We start from the raw sequence: 20,853 nt of genomic DNA on the forward strand, positions 1-20,853 counted from the left end.
ATGGAAAAATAAGATGAAATTTTCGCAGTGGAGCCTTTTATTAAGTAGCTTGATAGCGTTACCCAGCATTGCAGATACCGACGTTTACCTAACGAATAACTCTGATCAACCGTTAACTATTCAAGTAAAACATGAAGGTAGTGATTTGCTTCAATACGGAGACGAGTGGCAACAACATGTGCAGGTACTTGGTCCGTGGGAAACTAAATCTGTATTAAGCTTCAACCGCTGGGAGGGCGTGAAATCAAATCAAACTTACCGTTTTGAAACGGTGGTTTCTAGCCCCGAAGGTGAAAGCATAACACTCAATCAAATAATGGAAGGCCATTGGTACAATTCGACCATTGAATACGGCTTATCCGCAGCCGATGTCGAGTTATCTCTCAAAGATGATCGTAACATTCATCGTGCCAACACTAACGCTTTTGGTACGAGAGAAACCGAACTGGCATTTAAGTCAGACAGTACCGCTCGATATGATGATCTTTACTACACCATCACGCCAAGCAAGGTAGCGGAGTCTGTCGACAACGAAGAACAAAACCTTAAGTTGATGACTTATAACATCTGGGCGTTGACGGCTATTGCATCGCACATTGGAGATCGTTACGAACTGATTCCTCAACATGTAAAAGGTTACGATGTTTTGGCGCTGCAAGAGGTGTTTGCCAGCGGCCGTGAAGCATTCTTACGTGAGTTAGCCAAGGAATATCCTTACCAAACAAAGATGTTAGATAAAGAAGGCGTTAATATTCATGATGGTGGCGTAATCATAGTTAGTCGCTACCCTATCGTGAATGAAGCGCAATATGTCTTTCCCGATTGCTCTGGTACAGACTGCTTTGCCGATAAAGGCGTAAATTATGCGGAAATAATTAAAGGTGGTCAGGCTTACCATGTGTTTGCTACCCATACCGCATCTTTCGATACAGACACCGCCCGTGAGTATCGTCAGCGCCAGTTCAAACAAATCCGCGCACTCGCCCAATCTCTTAACATTCCTTCAAGCGAAACTGTGGTATACAGCGGCGACTTTAACGTCAACAAAAGAAAGTTCCCTGGTGACTACCAACAAATGATCGCTAACTTAAGCGCCATAGAGCCTCAGTACTCTGGTTACACGGAGTCAACCTTTGATCCCCGTATCAATAACTTCGCAGGTGAAGCGTTATCAGGTGGCGAAAACGTGGAATACCTTGACTATGTTATGGTGAGTAGTGAATACGGGGTGAAATCATTCAATGACAACCGTGTAGACGTGCCGCGCACAACCGCAGAGAGTTTATGGAAACACTATAACCTTTCTGACCATTTCCCAGTAAGCGCAACAATCAAGCCATGAAGAAAATCGCTTTGATAATCATGTCCGCCATTATGGCGGGCATGATATTTTTAACTTTCAGTCACGATGTTCAAAAAGAAGAGCTCGCTTCCTCTCCTTTCCCTAAGACAAAAAATCAGAGTGTCTCCAGTACATCACCACAAACAAGCAGCATCGTGCCCGATACAGATACTTCACCACAAACAACTAAGCTCCCTTCCACAGTTCAAATAACGACTGAGCGATTAACTCAACTCAAAGGCAGGAAACTTGTCGCTGAACTTGAGACGTTTTGGCATGAGTGTATGTTGAACCGTAGTTGTGAAGAGCAGATCGCCTTGTTTGAGGCGCATTTATCTTCAGCTCGATTCCAGCTTTTGGCGAACTACCCTCAGCTCAGCAGCCAATGGCAAGAGAGTGTAGGAAATTTGTTATTTGATGAGCAACAATCACTGGCGTCGCGTGTTGCACAGCTGAAGAACGAAGCAAGAAGCATCTGGGGGGAATTGGCTGATGTTGTTTTTGCGGATGAGTTCGCGCTGTACGATTTCAACTTAGAAGCCCAAAAGCTGGACACTCAAAGCCCAGATAACTTTTTGCGATCTTTCGAGCAACTCACCATTGACTGGCAAGAACATGCAGATGCTATCGGGCTAACAAGCGACCAGGAAAAATATGAGCGTGCGGTCACCCTGATTCCTAATAGTATGAGCCTACCAGATCGCTTGGCGCTCATCGCAGAGCTAGAACGAACTTACTTAACGAAAGAAGAAAGTAAAAACATTCATGCTCGTCAGCAGCAAATTACAGAGCAAAAAAAACAAGTCAAAGATTACCAACAAGCATTACAACAACTTGAGTCCAAGCTAAGAACACAAAGAGCCTCTAGCCATTCACATTTGTCAGAACCGGAATGGCAAAGCTATTACCAACAAGAAGTCGCGGATTTTCGTCGTGAATTTTTTTCTTCTTAACAATGCGCTTTGACTGACTGGGAGCTTAAAAAGGCACGTTGTTAACCAACCGTCGTGCCTTATGTTCAACTCTTTACTTTTAATTCAGAACAAATTCAAACCAAATACATCTTTCACATCAAATAGCACTTTTTCGGTTTTCTCGCGAGAACGCTCACTACCTTGTTTTAAAATATCAATCAGTTGCGCTTTATCATTCAAATACATAGCGCGCTTTTCTCGAATAGGGCGAAGCATCTCTTGTAAGCATTCTTCTAACACTTTCTTGGTCAAACCATCACCTAACCCACCTCGTCGATATTGGTCTTTTAGCTGTTCGACATAATTTTTATCAGGATGAAAAGCATCGAGGTAGATAAATACAATATTCCCTTCGACTTGGCCAGGGTCCTCAATTTTCAGATGATTGGGATCGGTATACATAGATTTCACTGCCGCGGAAATCTCCTTTTCGGAGGCCCCTAAGTTGATTGCGTTCCCCATGCTTTTAGACATCTTATTTTTACCGTCAGTACTCGGCAAACGAGGTGCATCACTAAGTAATGGACGGCATTCTCTAAGAACCTCTTTTCCACCTAGATGGTTTATTTTTCTCACGATTTCATTAGTTTGCTCTAACATCGGCAGTTGGTCATCACCCACTGGTACTAGCGTCGCATGAAACCCCGTAATATCAGCAGCTTGAGAAATTGGATACGTTAAACAGCCTGCGGGAATAGAGCGTTCAAAACCTTTACTCTGAATCTCATTTTTAACCGTAGGGTTTCGCTCTAATCGTGCGATAGAAACAAGATTACTGTAATACATTGTCAACTCGGCTAACGCTGGAATTTGAGACTGCAACGTGATCGTAGTTTGAGTGGGGTTGATACCAACAGCCAAATAATCTGCAACGACATTGAGAATATTAGAGGATACCTTTGATGGGTTATGCGCGTTATCCGTCAGCCCTTGCATGTCCGCAACCAAGATCGTTTGCTCGTGCTCCGTTTGCAATTTGATTCGTTGTTGCAATGAACCAATATAGTGCCCGAGGTGTAATGGACCTGTTGCTCGATCTCCGGTAAGTATAATTTCACGCTGAGATGTATTTTTATGGGTATTCATATTTGTCTCCAAGTATTTAATAGATCGCTACTGGAGATAAAAAAGATCAAACACTCTTAGCTACCATCCAGCAGCTTAAGAATGTAAGTATTCCGCGCCGCTCTATTTAGAGCGCCACCAAGAGAAGGTTGTTAATGAAGGGCGAACGTGTATTTTCATGTTTTTTAAACTAACAGCACATACCGCAGAACTCAATCTGTTTTGTACTGAATTAGAGTGAGTGTTCCAACAGCCAATTAAGAGGATTACATTGGTAAAGACATCGCAATGACCAAAACCGCACCAAATACCGAACCAGAGACAAACGCACACAGTACAGTTTTGTTGTGTTTCCTTTTCATTGATGAACTCCTATCCATAACTACGATGACCAGCCCTCACATCTAATACGCATGTGGATGCATCACGACAACGAGTTAACCAACATATCGCACGTAGGACCAGTACCGCTTTGTTAAATTGGGACCTCGTCCATAACTTGGAGTGTAAATGACTCCGGAACCTACAACAGAAGAAAATTTCATCACGTTACTGTCCTACCTTCCGGGTTTGTGGCTTAATAGGCAACAGGAACACTTTTTTCTTTTGCTGCGGATACTTACATGGAAGCTGTTTTACATCAGTTGCAATTCTCTTTGTCGATAACCGGACCTATCTGTTTGATGTTGGTACTTGGCGTTCTTTTTAAGCGCTTTGGTCTAATCAACGATAACTTTATCGAAGTAGGCTCTAAACTGGTGTTTCAAGTTACCTTGCCTGCAATGTTATTTGTCAGCATTGTGGCTTCAGAACACGACTTTTCCGCGGCAAGTGGATTCGTCAATTTCGGCGTCATCGCTAGTATTTCGTTTTTCATTTTCACCTACCTTTCCGTCAAACTTCTGTTCAAAGCATCGCCTGACCAAGGCGTTCTCATCCAAGGTGGGTTCCGAGCAAATACAGGTATTATTGGTATCGCTTACGTTGCCAATGCGTATGGTTCTCAAGGTGTGGCGCTAGCAGCGCTCTATGTCGCGGTCACCACATTTATTTATAACGTCCAAGCGGTAATTTGCTTATCGCCCAAGGGGGCAACGTCTGCCTCGCAAGCAGCAAAGATGATGGGCCGAACACTGACTAGGAATCCGCTCATAATCTCCATTGTTCTAGGAATGGCTTTTTATTTACTCGCTATTCCAGTACCGAATGTGGTTATTGACGCAGGAGACTACTTGTCCAAAATGACATTGCCTTTGGCGCTGTTGTGTACGGGTGGCTCACTTGACTTTAGCTTGATGAGAAAAGAGAAAGGTCCATCTTGGTTTGCGAGCAGTTACAAGCTCATCGTAGCACCGGTCATCATCACCATGGGGGCTTACTTAGTAGGATTTCGAGGAATTGAGCTAGGTATTCTTTTCTTTATGAACGCCTCTCCAGTCGCTGCTGCCAGCTATGTCATGGCGCGTTCCATGGGAGGCAATGCCACATTAGCCGCAAATATCATCGCACTCACTACGGTGCTTTCTACAGTGACCTGTACGTTGGGCATCCTATTTCTTAAGTTCTACAACTTAATATAATTGGTCCGCGATAAAATAAAGACGCTAAACGGCATTGATGTAAGTTACCGGTCGTGATTCGCAAAAGTGAGCTTTCTTACCAGACGAAAAAATTCACTCGCTTCAGATTCCGACAAACAAGAAAAAAACTCTTTCTGTAAATTCGTCATGATTTGATGAACTTGCTTTAAAGCATTTGCCCCCTTTTTTGTCATGCTTAGCATTTTAAGGCGCTGATTCGATTTACTTTTAGAAACTTGAACAAACCCTCTCTTTTCCAGATTGTCCACCATCCGCTTTGCTACACTTCGCTCAGTTCGAACCGCATCAGCCAACGCTTGCTGGCTCATAGGTTGAAATTCTTCTAAAGCGGCCAGTGCACTTGCCATTTCTAGTGTCATCAAATTTTGCCGAGAGAGCTCGGCTTGGGCACGATTGCGGTACATGCGCTGCATCACACCGCAGACAAACATAGGGCTTTGATCCAAAACGGAAATTGGGGAAATTTTCTGATCTTTCATCGTCGTTTTTCTTCTTTAGGCTTTCATTCGGTCGAAAAGACTGTGCTGATACTGCACACAACACGCCGTCTTTCAGGCTCGCGTCATAGACGGTAACCACCAAGTGAAAACATAAAATAAAGAGCGCCGAAGCGCCCTTTAATCGTGTTAATTATCACTAGTATAACTCAGTTAAAACAACCAAGTCCTACTCGCTTTGCTGACTGGGTTTAGTGCTGGTCTCAGACAACTCTGCCTCCGACTCTTTTCTCGCACGTCGATCAAACAATCGCTCAACCACTACAAAGAAGATTGGGACGAAGAATATACCCAATATCGTGGCACTGATCATGCCACCAAGTACGCCGGTACCTACTGCGTTTTGACCTGCCGATCCCACACCTGAACTGATAGCAAGTGGTACCACACCCAAACCAAAAGCAAGCGATGTCATGATAATTGGGCGCAGACGAACGCGAACAGCATGTAAGGTTGCTTCGATAAGCCCAGCGCCTTTCTCATAGTAGTCCTTTGCAAACTCAACAATCAGAATCGCGTTTTTAGTTGCCAAGCCGACCGTCGTTAATAAACTCACCTGGAAGAACACATCGTTATCCATACTGCGCGTCATTACCGCAAGCACAGCACCAAGCACACCAAGAGGAACAACTAACACCACGGCGAAAGGTACTGACCAACTTTCATACAAAGCGGCAAGAACTAAGAATACAACGAGGATAGATAGCGCATATAGCATTGGCGCTTGGTTTCCGGAAAGGCGCTCTTCATACGAAATACCATTCCAGTTCACCGTGAAACCTTCTGGTAGCTTTTCTACCATTGCTTCAATTTCTTCCATGGCTTCACCAGTACTTACACCAGGAGCTGCACCGCCTTGAATATTCATTGCTGGCAAACCATCAAAGCGCTGCAAAAGAGGAGAACCATAGGTCCACTCGCCACTCGCAAAAGCAGAGAAAGGCACCATCTCTCCCTTAGCGTTGCGTACGTACCATGAATCGAAATCTTTTGGCTGCATGCGGTATTCCGCATCACTTTGCACCATCACTTTCTTCACACGACCGCGGTCAATATAATCGTTAATGTAAGCCCCGCCCCATGCAGCTGACAGGATTTGGTTTACGTCATTGATACTGACATCCAAAGCACGAAGTTTGACGTGGTCAATGTTCACTTTGTACATTGGCGCATCTGCCTGACCGTTTGGACGAACACCGACAAGTTTCGGGTTTTGTGCAGCCATGCCCAGAAGTTGCCCTTGAGCCGCAACTAATGCATCGTGCCCTTTATTCAACGAGTCTTGGAGATAGAAATCGAAACCTGTCGAGTTACCTAGCTCTTGAATCGCTGGAGGGGCGAACGCAAACACCAAAGCTTCTTTAATGGTAGAGAAGTACCCCATCGCTCGGCCCGTAATGGAAGCCGCATCAGCGCCAGGCGCTTCACGCTCAGACCAATCTTTCAGGCCGATAAATGCCATCCCCATGTTTTGGCCTTGACCTGCGAAACTAAATCCAGCAACGGAGAAGACAGACTTTACATTGTCTTTTTCGTCTACTAGGTAAAAGTCACGCATTTTCTCAAGTGTTTTTTCCGTCTGTTCTTGTGTTGAGTTAGGCGGCAAAATAGCCATTGAGAATACTGTGCCTTGGTCTTCATCTGGCAAAAATGATGTTGGAAGGTTCATAAACAACCAGCCAGCACCTGCACTCATTGCCAAAAATACAACCAACATGCGACCTGTGCGTTTTAAAAGTTTAGCAACGCCGGTTTCATAGCCTGCTGTCATCGCATCAAACTTGCGGTTAAACCAGCCAAAGAAGCCTTTCTTCTCTAGAAGCTCAGCATCGCCTTTTTTCAGCAACGTAGCACACAATGCCGGAGTCAGAATTATCGCAACCAAAACGGAAAGCGTCATAGCCGCCACAATAGTTATCGAGAACTGACGGTAAATAACCCCGGTAGAACCAGACATAAACGCCATAGGGACGAATACCGCTGAAAGCGTCAAACCCACACCAATCAAGGCACCAGTGATCTGCCCCATCGATTTTTTGGTCGCTTCTTTGGGCTCTAAACCATCTTCATGCATCACACGCTCGACGTTTTCCACCACAACGATGGCATCGTCCACCAGCAAACCGATAGCCAGAACCATCGCGAACATGGTTAACGTGTTTACGCTAAATCCAGTCGCGTACAAAATAGCGAAGGTTCCGAGCAATACGACAGGCACTGCGATCGTTGGAATGATCGTCGCACGGAAGTTCTGCAAGAACAGGTACATGATTAAGAACACAAGAAGAATGGCTTCTAATAGCGTTTTAACCACTTCTTGAATCGAGGCTTTGACGAATGGCGTTGTTTCAAATGGGTAAGCAATCTGCAACCCTTCTGGGAACGTTGCACTCAGTTGTTCTAAACGCTCTTTCACCGCATTGGCTGTCTCAAGCGCGTTTGCGCCAGTACCTAATGAAATACCTAACCCCGATGCTGGGAAGCCATTATATTGGCCTCGAATATCATAACTTTCTGCACCACGCTCAACGCGAGCTACATCTTTCAAATAAACATTCGAACCACTGGCGTCGGACTTAAGAATGATGTCTTGGAACTCTTCTACACTGCTCAAACGACTTGCAGAAGAAATCGTAGCATTCAACAACTGACCTTCCTGCGCAGGTGCCGCACCCAGTTGACCTGAAGAAACTTGCGCGTTCTGTTCACTGATCGCGTTCGCTACATCGATTGCGGTCAAGTTGAACTGCGTAAGCTTAAATGGATCCAGCCAAACTCGCATCGCATACTGCGCACCAAACGCCTGCACTTGTCCTACGCCAGTTACACGACTTATCGGGTCTTGAATATTCGTTACAACAAAGTCGCCGATATCGTTTTCTGTAAAGTCAGGATCTTCAGAATAAACTGCGACAACCATGAGAAATGCCGTATTGGATTTATTGACGACAATACCTTGGTTTTGTACCTCCATCGGCAATGAAGTCAATGCCAATTGCAGTTTGTTCTGCACCTGTACTTGCGCGATATCAGGATCAGCTTCGCTATCAAACGTCAGGGTAATTGTCGCATTACCAAATGCATCACTGCTCGAGGATAGGTAGCGAAGGTAATCTAATCCTGTCATGTTTTGCTCGATAACCTGCGTTACCGAGTCTTCAACGGTTTTTGCTGATGCACCTGGATAGCGAGCACTGATGGTGATCGTCGTCGGTGAAATCGTTGGGTATTGCGAGACGGGTAAATTGAATAATGACATTACCCCCGCCAACATCGTTAGAATCGCGAGAACCCAAGCAAATACCGGACGATCGATAAAAAATCGTGCCATGATTACTCCTGTTCACCGTTTTGGATAGTTACCGAACTGCCTGGCCCTATCTTTTGTAAACCGGCGGTAATGACTTTATCACCCGCGTTCAAACCATCAATAATGCGCCATTGGCTATTGATCGCTTCGGCAGTCTTCACTGGTTTCGCTTCCACTTTGTTCTCGCCATTAACCGTCATCACTGTCGCTTTACCTGTCGCATCACGAGATACCGTATTTTGTGGTATTAGAATCGCATCAGGGTCGACACCAGTAATGACCGTCGCACGAACAAACATTCCAGGTAGCAACAAACCGTCAGGGTTTGGGAATTCGGCACGAAGCGTCACGCTGCCCGTACTTTCGTTCACATTGACCTCAGTAAATTTCATTGTGCCTTTGTGTTCGTAAGTGCTGCCATCTTCAAGCATCAATGTAACTTGCGCAGAGTCATCTTCTTGCATATGGCCTTGGGAGAGTGATGCTTTCAAACGCAGCAGTTGCGCGGATGATTGCACAATATCAACATTGATAGGGTCAAGCTGCTGAATGGTCGCTAATTTGGCAGCTTGGTTAGCCGTAACCAACGCACCCGCTGTCACACTCGATTTACCGATCACCCCGCTAATCGGAGCTTTGACTTGCGTATAATCTAAGTTGATTTTTGCTGTGTTGATCTTGGCTTTTGCGACTAGGACCTGCGCTTTCGCTTCTTTGTATGCCGCTTCTGCTTCATCCAAGTCTTGTTGGCTGATGGATTTTTTGGTGATCAAGGTTCTGTAACGCTTCACCGTGGCATAGGTCGACTCTGCCGCAGCTTGCGCACGGATTAATTCCGCTTCAGCGCTCAGCAAATCCGCCTGAAATGATGAATCATCAATTTGATATAGCGACTGTCCTTGTTCAACAAGGCCACCTTCAACAAAATTTCGCTCCGAAATAATGCCAGTGACTTGCGGACGAACTTCCGCTTCTTTGAATGCTCGGCTACGACCCGGCAACTCTACTGTCAATGCTTGGCGCGTTGGCTGCACTGTTAACACTTCTACTTCGGTTGCGGGCGCAGGCCCCCCTCCTTGGCTCGATCCTTCTTCGCTAGGTTGACATCCAACCACAAAAAGGCTCGACGCAATCAGCAGAGATAGCGTGGTTTTACGTCTCATGAATTTTTCTCTCTTATCTACCGACAAGCCTTCAAGATTCCTTATTAAAAGCTTCTAGAATGACTTAATAATGACTAAAGGATGTATATCCAGAACAAATTAATTAGGATGATAAATACCCAGTGTTGTACATACAACAAAATTTACAGTTCTATACGCTTACGAAAAACGTTTATGGTAAAGGTGTTATGAAGTTCTCAAATTTGAAGATTTTGGGTTGGAAATCACATTTTCCTGTGTGCAATTGCAATGGTTAAAAAGCAGCAAAAGTGATGATAAAAGCATCATCACGCTGTACAGAGTTTGTTACCGCTGTCTAGGGTTATTTGCCCACTCTGGTATACGAACTAAAGTGAGAAAGGAATGTAAATGTAGTCGAAATTTCACAAGTCAGGTTCGCCACTTATCTAAAAAATAACCCGCTAAGAAGCGGGTTATTTCGTCAGTGAGATTGCTGTTCTCAAGCTTATACTTTGAACTGACTGACCTGATGATCTAAACGTTGAGTTTGCTCTGACAACATGGCTAAAGAAGCTTGCGCTTGGTTTACGATTTCCACAATTGAAGTGCTACTGTCTGCAATGCCTTGTACGTTGCTATTTACTTCGTCACTTACTGTACTTTGCTGGCTCGCAGCCGTTGCAATGTGTGTATTCATCTCGTTCATACGTGAAATCGCGTTCAAGATTTCAGAAAGGGATTCACTCGCTCGGCCAGCGGACTTGATCGTTTCATCACTGCTATTTTGGCTACCGCGCATCACTTCTACAGCTTGTCCTGCACCAGATTGTAGCTTTTCAATCATGGTTTGGATTTCTCCCGTACTCTGTTGCGTACGACTGGCTAAAGAACGAACCTCGTCCGCTACCACAGCAAAGCCTCGCCCTTGCTCTCCAGCGCGAGCCGCTTCAATGGCTGCGTTAAGCGCTAATAAGTTTGTTTGCTCGGCAATACCACGAATTACATCCAGTACGGACGCAATGTTACTCACATCATGATCCAATGTGTTAATGACGTGGCTTGCGCTTTCGATTTCACTTGCGAGGCTGCGAATTGAGCTAACCGTTTGATCCAAAATAACATTGGTATTGGTAAGTTCATCATTCGCTGTTTGGCTCGCAACCGCGGCTTCGTTAGCGCTATCGCTTACATTTCTGCTGGTGACTTGCATTTCATGCACTGCCGCCGCTACCGCCTCGCTATCTTTTTGCTGAGAAACGGTCGAGTTCGCGATGGTCGTGGTCAACGAGCTAAGATTTGCCATTTCGTTACGTAAGGTATTTGAGCTTTCAATTACCTGAGCGACTGTCATTTGAATTTTGGACACAAACTGGTTAAATGCGTCTGCTAAATTGCCAATTTCGTCTTGTGTTTTTACATCGATTCGCTGACTTAGATCACCTTCACCGGACGCAATTTCTGTCATCGCATTTTTAATATCATTGATAGGCTTCACAACCGTTTGTAACAACAAAAAAGCCATCGCGATAGCGGCAAAAATAACAATCACAATGCCAGCCTCAAGAATGAGTTCTGCTCTTGTTGCAGCCGCTGATATTTCGTCCTTCAATTGGCTTTGCTTTTCTTCTATTGCATCTTTTACAACGTTAAGCTGCGCTCTAACCTCGATAAATTGGTCTTCAAAGGTATGTTTGTGCTCATTGTAGTAACCACGCCATTGAGATTGAGGTAAACGTAGCATCGCCTCATAACTTGCTAACCACTTTTCACCCAAAGAGACAAGCGTTCGAACTTCATTACCATGTGTAGAAGGCATCACACCGGCTTGTGATAGCTCAATCATTTGTTCCATACGTGGCAGTGCTTTGTAGGCGTTGTCTTTGTATTCACCGATGTGATGATCAATATCGTTTTGAGTATCAGAAAGTGCAACACCTTGGATTGCAGATGTTGCTTGGTAAAGATCGCGATAAGCATCCTCAATCGTTAATAAGTTCGGCACGATCTGTTCGTTGAGTGTCTCACTCAATTCAGATTGCTTCCAACTTGTCATAACGTTTAATACAGAGCTCACAATAAACAATCCAATAATCAATGACAGCGGAATCACTATCTTCTGCTTGATCGTTAAGTTCTGGAACATGAATAGACTCTCTTTATTTATGGTATACAAACTGCCGGAAATTATATCAAACAAATAGAGTATACCATTAGGTAAAAGAGGCTATTCAACATGAAATCTAATGACTTTTTGACAAGGGTTCTAATTTCAACAATTAGTTGATTTTATACAAAATTTAACAAATAGATCTTTTCAAAAGATGCAAATTAAAATGCTCTTTCAAAACGAAAAATATGTAACAGAAAGTGAATTTAAAGGGACCACATTTTGAAGAATAGATCGACTCAATGATTTACTGAGGACACATACAAAACACAGTTCTTGGATTGAGCACCACCGCGGAATATGCAAAGGTCCGAACATTTCTTCTAAAGCTCAAAAAAAACCATTGTTTATCTGACGTATTTAAGGGTACTCCTTGATGATGTTAGTCGTGATGTTGGCAGACAGGATGCTTACAAGTTTTCGAAGTTAACCAGTAGCACAGTGAACGATTCAGATTTTCTTGAGCGCCAAGGCAATAAAAAAGTTTGCTATTTTCCTCTCAAGAGACACATTAAAGAAAATAATGCAACCTAGTCACAAAGTCTTGCTACATCTTCAGAAAAGAATGATGTTGCTAAACAAATCTGGTGCAGCATACACATTGAAGCTAAACTCGTTTAAGGAACTTTTTCATATCAATATGAGAAAACATAGATTTCTCAAAGTTACACCGACCATTCAACGATTAAACTAATGTTAGCGTACCGGTACGTCCGAAAACTCCATGCATGAACCATTTGAAAGAGCCAAAATGTTCCAACCCAACTTCGCCTCAGTGGAGTGGCGAGTCGTTTCGCTCGCTCTCCTACTCTCTCTTCCTCACACTGCTCAAGCGGATCCACTAGATAAGGAAATTAGCAACCTTCTCCAACAACGTTTTTCTATCGCGGTGTTGCTGTCCGACACTGACGCAATTGCGTTTGGTATTGGCGACTTTGATCCGAATGCATTATTTGATACCGCCAACCCAGAGTTCGGGACTGACGAGTCAATCAATGAACGTCGAAGCAAATCCGTATATGTTCTCCCTTACACGACTAACTTTGACATAGAGGGCAGCGAGGACTTACATGAGCTGTCGTTTAAGGCATTTACGATACAAACAGAGAATGATCTCAAACTATTCGGCACAAGTAAGGATCTTCTCAAGGAAAGGACATACGGTGCATCGATTGGTTATGGGTATCTATACAAAGCAAGTGAAAACGTCACCCTTAGCACCAGAACGACGACTCACCTTATGCGTTATAAAAACTCATTCTCTACCGATAATAAACTTTCATCCATCATTGGAAGAATCCTAGACGGCCGTGCCGTTAACGTTTCAGCATGGGCGGCAATAGTTCAACCATCCATTAAAGCCAAATACACGTCTCCCACAAGTTGGGGGAAATGGCATGCCAGTTCGACATTGAATTCATTCATTGGGCACAGCTGGGGAAGCGCAAATAACGGCAATATAGGCAACCCTAAAGGTTGGTACCTATCTAATGAAATCACCGGTTACTACAATATTTATCACGGTGAGCAAGCTTTATTTACTGGGATTAAAAGAGTCGACCTTTCGCATGATTTAAGCGACGAACTTGGAAGTCCGCATTACTACGAAGCTTCTATAGGATGGCTATTTTATGCACCAAAGCCCTTTGATTGGTTGGACAATTTCGGCATAGGCGTTAACTTCAACTACGGCTCGACTCTCAGAGGTGGCAGCATTCAACTTTACTACAACAAACAATAAAGCCGTCAGTACAGGAACCAGTTGGTAGCATATATAACAAGAAGAACTAGAAGACACAAAAGGAATGGCAGAGTTAGCGTCTTCGCAAACTTTTTCATGAGACTTGGGTTATCAAACACCACACCTTCCGCTTCTCTTACCCTTCGCTCTTCGTCAAAATGCCATTTAATGGCTAAGTAGGCTCCTATCCCTAATACAATAAGCTTAAAAGCTCCAGCAAAGTAAGGAAAGAAATTAGCCCAACTGTCGTTCATTATCCATCTCCATCAAATTCAATATCAGCTTTGCGGTGGCAGAATCCAAGATTCATGTAGAATGCCCCCCTCAAAGTCAGACTCTCTGGCTAGCGTCAGTCTACTGCTCGAGATAGCTGTCCACAACTCTCTTTACCATATCGGCATTTATTAATTATTTAATAAATAACAAGAAAGACACTAGCACACTTGCTGAAAAGTAAGTGTCAGTTTGGATTGAAACTCATCAGGAATCGAAAATGGTCCGCAGTCGACTTGTTGATTTAGTGAAAGCCGAATTACCTAGTGCTAAATCGTTCGCTAGTATAAAAATGTAGCCTATCGCACTTCTGGTCGAGTGCTAACGAACTTATGATGCATATGTCATTAACGGCGCAATTTTGAGTTTATCAATTAGCTAAAGTTTCCCACCTTAACTGTCAGTAAGCTTGCTGTGTTTGAGATGATCTCGACATGACTAGTGTATAAATAGTATGGAGGTTCAAAGTGAAGGCAAGGCAAATTTCCTTACTAAAAATATTGTTTCTGTAATTTTATTTCAGGATTATCGAAACCATCATAAGGATAATTCGAACTAATCTTAATCCATGCTCCTTCAGTTACATTTGCTTTCTTTTACTCACTTCTCGCGACTATTAGTGGCATTTTGAGACAATTTCCTACACTCCTTTCTTTGTCTTAGTTGATATAAATCATGGTTAGAAGAAAACAGAATCACCTGTATTTCTCGATACATGAATCCAAACTGCCCGACTTTTCGTAACTAAATTACAGATAGACACGATTTTTAGTATGGCACGTTTTTGAGGAACCAAGATGTTAGATACCCTCATGCTGTCGCGGATCCAGTTCGCGGCCAATATCAGCTTTCACATTCTCTTCCCGACCATCACCATTGCGTTGGCATGGATGTTGGTGTTTTTCAAGTGGCGATATAACCGCACCCAAGCCCCCGTATGGCTCGATGTTTATTACTTCTGGGTCAAGATATTCGCTCTCACTTTCGCCTTGGGTGTGGTATCCGGCATTACGATGAGTTTCCAGTTTGGTACCAACTGGCCAGGCTTTATGGAACGAGTCGGAAACGTAGCTGGACCATTGCTCGGATACGAAGTGATGACCGCCTTCTTTATGGAAGCCACCTTCCTGGGTGTAATGCTTTTTGGACGAGGACGAGTACCGGAATGGGTTCATACTCTCGCCACCGTTCTGGTTGCTGTTGGGACAAGTATGTCCGCATTTTGGATTCTGGTGCTTAACAGCTGGATGCACACACCAAGTGGCTATGAAGTGATTGACGGCATTGTTCATGTGACCAGTTGGAAAGAAGTCATTTTCAATCCTTCTTTACCGTACCGTCTTCTACACACGCTATTAGCATCGGCGCTGACTGCCAGCTTCTTGATTGCAGGTATCTCGGCTTATCAAATAATGAAAAAGCCAGATCACCGTTCAGCCAAACTTGGCCTAAAAGTCGCGCTGTTCGCGGCGGCTGGATTTATCCCGATACAAATCTTTGTCGGTGACCTGCACGGGTTAAACACGCTTGAACATCAACCTGCAAAAATAGCAGCAATGGAAGGTGTGTGGGAGACCGAGCAAGGCGCGCCCCTTCTTCTGTTTGCGATGCCAAATGAAGAAACTCGCAGCAATGATTTTGAAGTGGGCATCCCAAAGCTGGCGAGTTTGATTCTTACTCATGACTTAGACGGGGAAATCCAAGGACTTAACGAGTTTGCACCTGATCACCCGCCAGTGAAGCCCTTGTTCTTTGGTTTCCGCGTGATGGTCGGTGTGGGTGTTCTTATGCTGCTGGTTAGCTGGTATGGCGCGGTGAAACTAGCACGCAAAAAAACGCTACCTAAACCTTACCTGTACACGGTATTAGCCATGACGTTCTCTGGTTGGATTGCCACACTTGCGGGTTGGTATGTTACTGAGATTGGTCGACAGCCTTGGCTAGTCAGCGGTGTATTGCGTACATCAGAAGCCGTCACCACGGTTGCGAGCAGCAGTGTGATGACTTCGCTCATTATGTACTTAGCCATTTACGCTGCATTACTGGTTGCGTACATCCATACCCTGTTCTATTTGGCGCGCAAAGACGTTGCTGCCCATGAAGTCCCACTGACACAACAAGAGGCCTAATCATGCTCGACTATCTACCAGAAATTTATCTTCTGCTGCTTGGCTTCTCGGTCTTTATGTATGCCGTGCTCGACGGCTACGACCTTGGCGTCGGTATCCTGTTGCCAAGTGATAATGAAGCGCAACGTGACCGAATGATAGCCTCTATCGGCCCTTTCTGGGACGCGAATGAAACGTGGTTGGTGTTAGCCGTCGGTATTCTGCTGATTGCCTTTCCTACCGCTCACAGTTTGATTTTAACGGAGCTCTATATGCCGACCGCCATCATGCTTATCGCACTGATAATGCGTGGCGTGGCATTCGACTTCCGAGCCAAAGCCAACTCGGATCATAAACCTCATTGGGATTGGTGCTTCCGAATTGGCTCTCTAGTCACCGCACTAACCCAAGGTTACATGGTGGGTCGTTACATCATGGGGTTTGAGCAATCAACCGAAGCATTTGGCTTTGCATGGTTAAGCGCACTTTGTGTAACAGCGGCGTACGTTTACATCGGTGGCGCATGGTTGGTACTGAAAACGGAAGGTGATTTGCAAATACGCTCGGCGCGTTGGTCTCGCCGTGCTGGTTGGTTAGCGGCTCTGGGTATCTTGGTAGTGAGTGTTGTAAACCCAATTGTAAATCAACAAGTTGCCTTGCGTTGGTTCAGCTTCCCAGAAATCTTGTTGCTTGCCCCAGTTCCGTTAATTGTATTGGCAACCATCTTCCTAGTTGATCGCTATTTGCGTCAGGTTCCAATGGTGAATGATCTGGGTGTGCGCTGGCCTTTCTTTGGTGTCACCGTCATTTTCGCGTTGAGCTTTCTAGGTCTTGCGTACAGCTTCTTCCCAGAAGTTGTGCCGGGGTTGATGACCGCACAACAAGCGGCCTCCTCACCTGCGACATTAATAATCGTGGGCTACGGTGTGATGATTGTTATGCCGGTGATATTGCTTTACACCTTTGTGGTATACCGGATCTTCAAAGGCAAAGCGACAGAACTTAGCTACAAGTAGGAAAGGTAATTCCTCAACAAAGCGCCGCTGCTCATGCGGCGTTTTTTGCAGTACTCACGACTAAAGTATCTACCCAAGGCGACTGAGTGGGAACGCTGAGAGAATGTAGCGGCAGCCAGTAGTTTGTTCCTAACTAGAACGAGATAACCGTTTCTCAACTATAGCGATACAGGCACAAAAACAGAAAGAATATTTGATGTTACAAAAGGTAGACCACCACTTTAAAACGTTTTGAGTATTTTTTGCGCTCAATGAGGTACAAGTATACTTATGCTTTTTATGACTTGTGAACACTCAATTGCATGTTATGTTGCTGTTGAAATCGTACATGAAATAAGGACAAGAACATGAAGATAAGATGCAAAACGACGCAAAGCATTGAAAAATTTAACCCTGATGACCTCAATCCAAACACAGATCTCTTTGGTATGATTGCTGTTGTATTCGTGTTCATGGCTGTTTTGCTTAGCATCTAGTAGCACTACGTTCATTCTTGTGGCCGTATTCATACCTCATGTGATATGGCTGCTAAATTCTAGATTAAAGCGGATAGGCTAACCCGCACCAATCAGATTATGGCGGCCTCTGTATAGCATCTTCAATTTTGGCGTTGTATCGAGGTGAGATGTGAATAGTTGGCTTGTAGATAGAATGGCGCTTGCACCTTGAGCACTCTTGTGTACTTTCAATGACGCATTACTTTAGTGTAGATACGAAAAAAGGCCTGATAAATCAGACCTTTTAGAATGTGGCGGTGAGTGAGAGATTCGAACTCTCGATTGCTAGCTACCAAGTTTAAAACATTTAAAATCAACCACTTAAATATATACAACTTCCATTGTTTGTACCAGTTTTTTGTACCTTTTCCTAGACACTCTCAATCGTGATTCCAAACAGGAATACACTTGGTAAATCGACTCCTACAGTAAACATGATGTGAGTGGGCAGCTACCAACCACTACAATGATACTCAGACATACGTAACGCTGGTTATTGAATTTACAATTTAGAATTTTTTTTCATAGAGTTACAAAACTACAGAGAAATAAACAGGACAGTAAATTGCTCAGATAAGAAGTGGAATAATAATGCGTACCGGAAAGGCTATTCTGATAGAAGACTTCATCCTTACAGGAGTTTGGCGAAGCGGTATTAAGAACTATAAGAGCACACTCTGCTCTATGGTTGTGAAGTGGTTGAATCAATATGGGACGCGGAGAGAATCACCACGAGGGATTGGTTAAGCTAAGGTTCATTTACAAAAATATTGGGGAGTGCTCAACACACTCCCCATGATATCGCAGCTAATTAACTACTCCAGTTCTCACAACCAGATTTAGACTTGTCGATCACTAAGTCTCCCTCAACCTTGTATGAGATGAAACCCACAAGGAATGAAAAGAACTCTGAATCAGCGGTAACGTCTGTTAGACCTACTGCACATGTATCATTTTCAATCGCTTTATCAGCAGCCTCTTTAACGCTAGGAACACCTAAAGGAACAATGATAATAGGCTTTGCATCCTCACCAGTTACACGAGGGCCTTTGACAAATTCACCGCCATTTAGGTCGACATTTTTGGTCGATGCCAGTGTGAAATCCGCAACACGCTGAGCACAACCCGTAGACAGCAGTGAACCGGCGATAGCAATAGACAATAGTACTTTTTTCATTTCCAGCCTCTGTTGTTATTAATTTTTTTGGGGGGCGGATTATTACATATCATTTGAATTATGTAAGTAACCCACTGAACTGATTGAGTAATATCTAGACGCCTTGTGTGTATATTGCTCAACATACCCATTAGGTATACCCAAACGACTACGGTCAAACCTTGATCAAACAGTACCCATTAGGGTTGAATTAAAATTGTGACCACAATAAAATTTCTAACATCTCAGAGTTAAACGGGTACACCTAATGGCACACATAGCTTATCTGCGAGTTTCGACCACAGACCAAAATACAGACCGTCAACTTACAGATTCTGGTATCACCTTTGATAAGAGCTTTACAGATAAATGCAGTGGTGGCTCAACTAAACGGCCAGCGTTAGAAGCTCTTAAAGACTACGTTCGAGAAGGAGATACAATCCACGTTCATAGCATCGACCGCCTAGCGCGTAATTTGGTTGATTTAAAGCAGCTAATAAACGACTGGACTAACCAAGGTGTTAGCGTGAGATTCCACAAGGAAAACCTAAGCTTTAATGCTGGTGGAAGCGATCATATGTCTGAGCTCATGCTGAACATGCTAGGAGCTGTAGCTCAATTCGAGTTAGCAATGATTCAGGAAAGACGTCAGGAAGGCATTGAGAAAGCTAAAGCAGCAGGGAAGTATAAAGGTAGACCAACTAACACAACTAACCACCAGCGTATCGCTGAGCTACGTTCACAAGGAATGTCTTTAAGAAAGATCGCCTCCGAAGTGGGAGTCTCCTTATCCACAGTCCAAAGAGCCTTGGTAAAAGCTTAAAATACCGTAATCACAAAAAAATGAAAAAACGATCCGCTCATTTGGTGTAAAGATTACTACTAGCCGCAATCATGTTCGATATGTATTACCCCGAACCCTCCCCCCTCCTAGGGTTCCAATCAAACCAAAAAGAGAAACATTAATAATCAGTCATAGACCTACAGGTACATAACACACTATGAATCAATTCATGGCAGATAGCAGATTTGCGTATTTAGACCCTCGAACTCTCATACTCGATCCCGCGATGCAAGCCCGTGACGTTGAACTCATTAAAGAAAAACGAGTACGTTCAGCGCAAGAGATTAAGCAAGAGAGTCAAAGCAAGGAGATTCTTGAAGACCTTCGTAATGGACAGCCTATAAGGCAGCCTATCACTGTTTTTGTGGTTGATGATAAGTATTACGTAGTGGATGGTTTCCACCGCACTGGAGCTTGTTTGAAGTACCTTGAAGAAAACCCTGATGCTGAATTGATGATTAACTCGTTGATCATAGAAAACCGTACTTACGCTGAGGCATTCTCAGCAGCCCAAGATGTCAATCAAGCGCATGGAGTTGGAGTTACTAAGGATGAAATAATGCAAGCTCAGTTTCGCAAGCTAATTGTTAACCGAGAGTTTGACCTGAGCGTCTCTCAAGTATGTGAGCTTGTTGGATGTAGTCGTGGTCAGGCTGCACACATTGCTAACGGCTTAAAAGCTTGTAAAGAAGCATTAGGGACTGACATCGAGATGAACGACTTAGAGAGCTTTGTTGAAGGCCTCCAGTTTGGCTTGGAGTCACGTTATTACCTACCCCAAAGCTGCTGGGACTCTAAGGGGTTTCCGAAGATTAGACGCCTCTCAGATGCTTTTAAGGGCAAAGATAATATATCTGACAAAGATGATGAGCAGTGGGAGCAAAAGCAAATTAAAGACGTCTCAAATAGCATCAGCCGCCTCATTGAGTTCTTTGGAGAGGATATCTTCAGGGAAGGTTTAAGAAAGGTCACTAGGGGATCTCAATTAGGTATCTCGATATCTCAACGGAGTAAGTGGCTGGAACAAGCTGGGACTATCGAAGGGAGTATTCAAGATAAAAATAGTGGAAATAAAGCTCCTAACGTAACCGAAAACTACGACTTTTAGAAATGACATTGCGAGCTCGTAAGCCTTATA

The 20,853-nt window shown here is 44.0% G+C and carries 16 protein-coding genes and 1 tRNA gene; 9 read left to right on the top strand and 8 right to left on the bottom strand.

Annotated features, from left to right (window positions below):
* Positions 1-13: 13 nt before the first annotated feature.
* Both R7E38_RS03435 and R7E38_RS03440 read left to right on the top strand, forming a co-directional pair.
* The gene (locus tag R7E38_RS03435) at positions 14-1,342 is read left to right on the top strand and encodes a sphingomyelin phosphodiesterase (RefSeq protein ID WP_136976039.1); all 1,329 of its coding nucleotides are present in this window, start codon (positions 14-16) and stop codon (positions 1,340-1,342) included.
* On the top strand, positions 1,339-2,295 hold the full coding sequence (locus R7E38_RS03440) for an ATP-dependent dsDNA exonuclease (protein ID WP_136976037.1): 957 nt from the start codon (positions 1,339-1,341) through the stop codon (positions 2,293-2,295). The genes R7E38_RS03435 and R7E38_RS03440 overlap by 4 nt, the downstream gene beginning before the upstream one ends.
* 84 nt (positions 2,296-2,379) lie before the next feature.
* Here the strand turns inward: R7E38_RS03440 and trpS are convergent, their stop codons facing one another.
* Positions 2,380-3,402 carry a tryptophan--tRNA ligase gene (gene trpS, locus R7E38_RS03445; protein ID WP_318081675.1) on the bottom strand — a complete coding sequence of 341 codons (1,023 nt, stop codon included), beginning with the start codon at positions 3,400-3,402 and terminating at the stop codon, positions 2,380-2,382.
* A 602-nt stretch (positions 3,403-4,004) separates the two neighbouring features.
* On the opposite strand from trpS, the gene R7E38_RS03450 reads away from it, so the two are divergent.
* On the top strand, positions 4,005-4,961 hold the full coding sequence (locus R7E38_RS03450; protein ID WP_005388415.1) for an AEC family transporter: 957 nt from the start codon (positions 4,005-4,007) through the stop codon (positions 4,959-4,961).
* 44 nt (positions 4,962-5,005) lie between these two features.
* On the opposite strand, the gene R7E38_RS03455 is transcribed toward R7E38_RS03450, so the two are convergent.
* From R7E38_RS03455 to R7E38_RS03470, 4 genes are all read right to left on the bottom strand, one after another.
* On the bottom strand, positions 5,006-5,461 hold the full coding sequence (locus R7E38_RS03455; RefSeq protein WP_226082854.1) for a MarR family winged helix-turn-helix transcriptional regulator: 456 nt from the start codon (positions 5,459-5,461) through the stop codon (positions 5,006-5,008).
* 187 nt (positions 5,462-5,648) lie between these two features.
* Positions 5,649-8,810, bottom strand: coding sequence for an efflux RND transporter permease subunit (locus R7E38_RS03460; RefSeq protein WP_054577971.1), 3,162 nt, complete (start codon positions 8,808-8,810; stop codon positions 5,649-5,651).
* Between the two features lie 2 nt (positions 8,811-8,812).
* Entirely contained in the window at positions 8,813-9,952 is a 1,140-nt protein-coding gene (locus R7E38_RS03465; RefSeq protein ID WP_064353779.1) for an efflux RND transporter periplasmic adaptor subunit, read from the bottom strand.
* A gap of 466 nt (positions 9,953-10,418) precedes the next feature.
* Positions 10,419-12,056, bottom strand: coding sequence for a methyl-accepting chemotaxis protein (locus R7E38_RS03470; protein ID WP_053307463.1), 1,638 nt, complete (start codon positions 12,054-12,056; stop codon positions 10,419-10,421).
* A 775-nt stretch (positions 12,057-12,831) separates the two neighbouring features.
* Here R7E38_RS03470 and R7E38_RS03475 point away from each other — a divergent pair.
* The gene (locus tag R7E38_RS03475) at positions 12,832-13,821 is read left to right on the top strand and encodes a Solitary outer membrane autotransporter beta-barrel domain (protein WP_167415112.1); all 990 of its coding nucleotides are present in this window, start codon (positions 12,832-12,834) and stop codon (positions 13,819-13,821) included.
* 5 nt (positions 13,822-13,826) lie between these two features.
* On the opposite strand, the gene R7E38_RS03480 is transcribed toward R7E38_RS03475, so the two are convergent.
* A complete protein-coding gene (locus R7E38_RS03480; RefSeq protein ID WP_005378271.1) occupies positions 13,827-14,075 on the bottom strand; it encodes a hypothetical protein in 249 nt (82 codons plus the stop codon).
* An 816-nt stretch (positions 14,076-14,891) separates the two neighbouring features.
* Here R7E38_RS03480 and R7E38_RS03485 point away from each other — a divergent pair.
* The 3 genes from R7E38_RS03485 (at position 14,892) to R7E38_RS03495 (ending at position 17,694) form a co-directional block, all read left to right on the top strand.
* On the top strand, positions 14,892-16,223 hold the full coding sequence (locus R7E38_RS03485) for a cytochrome ubiquinol oxidase subunit I (RefSeq protein WP_203345785.1): 1,332 nt from the start codon (positions 14,892-14,894) through the stop codon (positions 16,221-16,223).
* 2 nt (positions 16,224-16,225) lie between these two features.
* A complete protein-coding gene (locus tag R7E38_RS03490; RefSeq protein WP_005378274.1) occupies positions 16,226-17,218 on the top strand; it encodes a cytochrome d ubiquinol oxidase subunit II in 993 nt (330 codons plus the stop codon).
* 347 nt (positions 17,219-17,565) lie between these two features.
* Positions 17,566-17,694, top strand: a complete 129-nt coding sequence (locus tag R7E38_RS03495; protein WP_017635045.1) for a hypothetical protein — start codon at positions 17,566-17,568, stop codon at positions 17,692-17,694.
* A 273-nt stretch (positions 17,695-17,967) separates the two neighbouring features.
* Here R7E38_RS03495 and R7E38_RS03500 read toward each other — a convergent pair.
* Positions 17,968-18,042: transfer RNA gene (locus R7E38_RS03500), tRNA-OTHER, on the bottom strand.
* 484 nt (positions 18,043-18,526) lie between these two features.
* Positions 18,527-18,892, bottom strand: a complete 366-nt coding sequence (locus R7E38_RS03505; RefSeq protein WP_029848594.1) for a hypothetical protein — start codon at positions 18,890-18,892, stop codon at positions 18,527-18,529.
* 247 nt (positions 18,893-19,139) lie between these two features.
* Here R7E38_RS03505 and R7E38_RS03510 point away from each other — a divergent pair, with 247 nt between their 5' ends.
* Both R7E38_RS03510 and R7E38_RS03515 read left to right on the top strand, forming a co-directional pair.
* The gene (locus R7E38_RS03510) at positions 19,140-19,694 is read left to right on the top strand and encodes a recombinase family protein (protein ID WP_069513722.1); all 555 of its coding nucleotides are present in this window, start codon (positions 19,140-19,142) and stop codon (positions 19,692-19,694) included.
* 190 nt (positions 19,695-19,884) lie between these two features.
* Positions 19,885-20,823, top strand: coding sequence for a hypothetical protein (locus tag R7E38_RS03515; RefSeq protein WP_318081678.1), 939 nt, complete (start codon positions 19,885-19,887; stop codon positions 20,821-20,823).
* Positions 20,824-20,853: the final 30 nt, after the last annotated feature.

It is taken from the genome of Vibrio sp. Vb2131 (assembly GCF_033338535.1).
GTDB classification, from domain to species: Bacteria; Pseudomonadota; Gammaproteobacteria; order Enterobacterales; family Vibrionaceae; genus Vibrio; species Vibrio alginolyticus.